This window comes from methanotrophic endosymbiont of Bathymodiolus puteoserpentis (Logatchev) (genome assembly GCF_900128525.1).
GTDB lineage: Bacteria > Pseudomonadota > Gammaproteobacteria > Methylococcales > Methylomonadaceae > Methyloprofundus.
In genome coordinates, this window is the sequence record NZ_FQTQ01000033.1 from 1 (window position 1) to 4,295 (window position 4,295).

General features: G+C 37.7%; 5 protein-coding genes. 2 read left to right on the forward strand and 3 right to left on the reverse strand.

The features are described from left to right. Positions 1-504: 504 nt before the first annotated feature. From BQ7314_RS01840 to BQ7314_RS01850, 3 genes are all read right to left on the reverse strand, one after another. Positions 505-1,755 (reverse strand): hypothetical protein, encoded by a 1,251-nt coding sequence (locus tag BQ7314_RS01840; RefSeq protein ID WP_174482003.1) that lies wholly within the window; start codon positions 1,753-1,755, stop codon positions 505-507. Positions 1,756-1,932: 177 nt separating this feature from the next. Further along, positions 1,933-2,172 carry a hypothetical protein gene (locus BQ7314_RS01845; RefSeq protein ID WP_174482004.1) on the reverse strand — a complete coding sequence of 80 codons (240 nt, stop codon included), beginning with the start codon at positions 2,170-2,172 and terminating at the stop codon, positions 1,933-1,935. A 2-nt stretch (positions 2,173-2,174) separates the two neighbouring features. Then, entirely contained in the window at positions 2,175-2,834 is a 660-nt protein-coding gene (locus BQ7314_RS01850) for a ParA family protein (protein ID WP_174482005.1), read from the reverse strand. A gap of 180 nt (positions 2,835-3,014) precedes the next feature. Between BQ7314_RS01850 and BQ7314_RS01855 the strand changes: the two genes are divergently transcribed. Together BQ7314_RS01855 and BQ7314_RS01860 are read left to right on the forward strand one after the other, a co-directional pair. Continuing rightward, positions 3,015-3,626: a DNA-binding protein gene (locus BQ7314_RS01855; protein WP_174482006.1), complete on the forward strand. Its 612-nt coding sequence runs from the start codon at positions 3,015-3,017 to the stop codon at positions 3,624-3,626. A gap of 64 nt (positions 3,627-3,690) precedes the next feature. Continuing rightward, positions 3,691-4,295, forward strand: a 605-nt coding sequence (locus BQ7314_RS01860; protein WP_174482007.1) for a type I restriction enzyme HsdR N-terminal domain-containing protein, incomplete at its 3' end; no start/stop codon positions are given.

A 4,295-nucleotide genomic window follows, 5' to 3' on the forward strand; every position in this document is an offset into this window, starting at 1 on the left:
AATTCGCTCCGTATGTGAATGAATATTTGGCGACAGGAGTCCCAAGTGTTTCATGAGGTAGGATGGCGCGCCTACGGCTTTCTTTTTTTGGATATTTTGGGAACGATAATAAATACAGATTTTTAATTTTGACTTAACTTATCCACAAGCTGAAAATACAAGACTAAATATAAAAGGCTAAATAAAGGAAAGACTAGGGAATTTTGATAAGTAAAAATATCTTTATTTTTCAATAGACTAGATTAAAAATAATTTTTTTACTGCCCCGTGGACTGCCTACTTTGGGGGGTACTGCCCCGTGGACTGCCTACCTCTGCCCCGTGGACTGCCTACTTTTTTTGGTTACTGCCCCGTGGACTGCCTACTTTTTTCGGTTACTGCCCCGTGGACTGCCTACCTTATTACCATAATAAACCCTCATTTTTTAACATAATCCATTAACTTTAAGCTACTGCCCCGTGGACTGCCTACTTACTGCCCCGTGGACTGCCTACTTTATTGGACTTACTGCCCCGTGGACTGCCTACCTGTTTTTGATTTATCCACAATTCCAAGTCCTTCTAATTTAGCCTTATCTTCAATTATATTAGCCCTTGCATTAGATGCTTTTTGCTCACTACAAAATTCCTGTGTAGGGCTTAATACATATTTAATGTCGCTTATTTTATTACCCTCTTTTGATTTTTCTAGCTCATAACTATATATAGCCCCTTCTTTTACTAATTCAGTTAAGGCAGAGATGATTTTTTCTCTATTTTTACTTTGTTTTACAGCTCTTAAATATGGGGTTTCTTCTTGAATTGTAGAAAATCGAAAATGATATGTTTTTATAAGGCTTGCTTGAATAAAACGGTTAATCATTCTTCTTAAAATTTCCCGTGATAAAGCACTCTTTAACCTCATCATTCTTTTATAGTTGAATTGTCTATATTGTAGAGTATTAACAGCATGAGAAATAAAAACGGGCAATCTTGCAACATGTAGGGCTTTTGAATCATCAAGGTATTTTTTACGGTCTACACTGCAATAATCTTGCAGTATTGCCCCTGTATAAATCTCCTCATCATCTTCATAAGCTGTAATAATGCACTTACTCATAATTTCTAAAGAATGCTTAATCTGTTGATGTGTTTTACTGCAATGATTTTTTCTAAGTTCTTTATTTATCATTCCATAGCTAAACCTAACCCAACTTTCTGCGTTTCTAACATCATGGATGCCTAGATTTTGTTCGGTAAAAATCTTTTTTAGAACTTCCTCTATAATCTCCTCCGCGCTGGTAGGAAAAAAAGCTATGTGATTTCCGTCTGGTTGCTCAATTAAAGCGGGCTGTATTTTTACTTTAAAGGGTAAAGGTGCGCCGTTTTTATCCCTTAACACATAACTATAGACATAAGGTTGAGCCAGACCATTAGAACCTCTTAGTTTTTTTTGTTCCTCTGGTGATAAAAAATATTTAGGGATTCGCTCCCATAGCTCCACCGTATTAGAAACTTCTTCGGGGTCATTACTTAAAAACTCCCTAAACAAGTCATGTTGAACGCTTTTAATTGGTAAGTTTGGCGGTTTTTTTATTACCTTTGTAACAGCTTTCTTTTTAGCTGGTTTCTTCTTGGTGTCTGCCATTTTCTTTTTCCCCTTGTCAAACTTTTTCCCTTTATCAAAATATCGCGGGTCGCTGTTATCATAATAAGGCATAAGTACAGCGTCTTTCATATCAGGCTGCTTAACACATGCGGTTGATAATTTAATCATGCTATGACCTCCTTTTTAGTGGTTCATTTTCGGTTCATTGAGCCTTAAAAATCTGTAACAACATTTTAATGTAAACATGTTAAGTAATAGTAATATGATAAATGTATATTACATGCTAACAATAAAAGCATGATTCTAATATTTATACCTTTAATATTAACTATATGACAAATACTACTAATGAGACTCTTTATACTCTTCAAACATTTCTAAAAATAAAGCATTCATTGATTGCCCCCTAATTGAAGCCATAGCCTTAAATTCATTCTTTACAGTTTCAGGGATTTTTATTTGTAAAGGTATTATGGCATCAGGTGGTGTTTGCCCTGTGGCTTTATTACTTTTCATTTCGATAGCTTTCTTTACTGCGCGTTTAACTGGTGTTTTCTTTTCGGTTGGTGGTGCGATTTTAGCCATTTTTATTTACTCCTTTTTGATTTTTTATCTTGGGTATTTATTGCAGCATCAACAATTTGCTGAATAATTTTATCGGTCTTTTCGTTCAGCCCTTTGTATTTGGTTTCGTTCAAAGTCCGTCCCGCGTCCATTGCCTGACTATATGCCGTTTTAAAGGGTATATATCCTTGTGATACGTTAAACGCCCAATTCTTTATAGTCTGGCGTGTGTCCATTGCTTCGCGCTCTCCGTTGTCGGGAACTTTATCAACTACAAACAACATAGATGCTCGGGAAATCCCTTTGTTAATTAGCTCGGTAGCGAGGTTTAAAGTAGGCTCTAAATCATCAGCATTCACGCCCACGGGAATTACGATTAAATCCGAAGCCTTAGCAACAGTTAAAAGGTGAGCATCAGCAAAAGCCTTACCATCAATAATTAATAAATCTGATATATCAGCGGCTTTTAATGCGGCTTTTGGCTCTCGATACAAAGCAACCTCTAAAGCTGGCTCTATCTCTGCATCATCCCTACGCCCTGCCCAATTGAAAACAGTTTTTTGTATGGTGTCCATGTCTGCAACATGGACACTCCAACCACTACGAACAAATTCAACAGCAACCGCTCGCGCTACAGAGCTTTTACCCGTCCCGCCTTTTTGCCCTAAAAATGAAATTATCATACTTATAATACTCCTATATAAAGTAATAAAAACTACAAAACATTATAAACATGATAAAAAATATTACAAGCATAAATATTAGAATCATGCTTTTATTACTTTAACTAAAAGCATTACTATCTTTTTGTAGTAGTTTGTAGTAATATTACTACTACTTCATACTACATTATCAGGTGACTTATGGAACGCAAAAGCAAGGTAACGCAAAGCGCGGTTAATGCTGCGTGTGAACAGCTACAAGCGGATAGTAAAAACGTGACTGTAAACGCTGTTATATCCATTACAGGCGGTTCTTTCTCTACTGTGGGCGATATGGTCAAGCTTTGGAGAGAAGAACAGGCCGCGCATTCTGCGCCATTGCTGCAAATGCCTGAAAGCGTCACTAACTCCATGCACAAGGCGGCGTTTGATATTTGGGCGGCTGCGTCCTCATTGGCTGGGGAGACGGTAGAACGTATCCAAAGTGAAGCGGGGGAGGCCATAACCAAAGCTAAGGCTGAATTATCCGAATATGCGGGGGAAGTCTCAAGACTGGAAAGAGAATTAGAGCAAGCAAATATAAAAGCGATAGAGCTACAAAAAAATCTCGATGCAGCACAAGAAAAAGCAGTTAAGGTCACAAGCGAAAACTCGGCCTATGTTGCACAGCTTCAAGAAAAGGGTAGCCAGCTATCCAGCCTTAAAGCTGACTATGCTAAGCTACAAGGCGAACTTGTCGAGATTGCCAAATCTGCAACTAAACCAGCGGCAAAGAGAGCGACAAAAACACCGCCTAAAAAGGCGGCTGAATAGGGCAGGGTGGTAAAGCCATTAATAATTTCTATCCCACTAAATTAAAAACCTCACAAAAACAAAAATGGACATCATCCAAACGATACTCAAAGACAGCAATTATCATCTTGCACTCTTCACGAAAAAGGAAATAGAAGACTTACAAGAAACCATCTTTACCAAAATAACCAGAGGAAAAGAAACCCCCTATATAAATTGTATCGTTCGTAAAAAGGATATTCAGCTAAAACCAGAAGAAATTGTCCGCCAACTTTATGCAGCAAGGCTTATCAATCAATATGGCTACACTAAAAAACGCATAAAGTTTGAATATTCGGTTACTTTTGGCAGAGAAAAGAAAAGTGCTGATATTGTCATTCTTGATAAAGATCGTCCTGACGCTGCCTATATCATTATTGAGCTAAAAAAACCCAAGCTCAAAGACGGGAAAAACCAGCTTCGTTCATATTGTAATGCTACGGGCGCACCTATCGGGGTATGGACAAACGGTGAGCAAATATCCCATTACCACCGTAAAGACCCGAATTACTTTGAAGACATCACCGATATTCCCAAGGAAAAGCAAAGTCTCAAGGATATATTGAGCGAACGCTTTACCTTAAAAGACCTTATCATCAAGGATAAAATAGCCAATGAAAGAAAATCCTTGAAAGACATCATTCTTGAAAT

What these genes read in the sequence shown, in the direction of transcription:
- BQ7314_RS01845 (WP_174482004.1), bottom strand. Translation starts at nt 2,172, where the DNA reads ATGGCTAAAATCGCACCACCAACCGAAAAGAAAACACCAGTTAAACGC.
- BQ7314_RS01850 (WP_174482005.1), bottom strand. Translation starts at nt 2,834, where the DNA reads ATGATAATTTCATTTTTAGGGCAAAAAGGCGGGACGGGTAAAAGCTCT.
- BQ7314_RS01840 (WP_174482003.1), bottom strand. Translation starts at nt 1,755, where the DNA reads ATGATTAAATTATCAACCGCATGTGTTAAGCAGCCTGATATGAAAGAC.
- BQ7314_RS01855 (WP_174482006.1), top strand. Translation starts at nt 3,015, where the DNA reads ATGGAACGCAAAAGCAAGGTAACGCAAAGCGCGGTTAATGCTGCGTGT.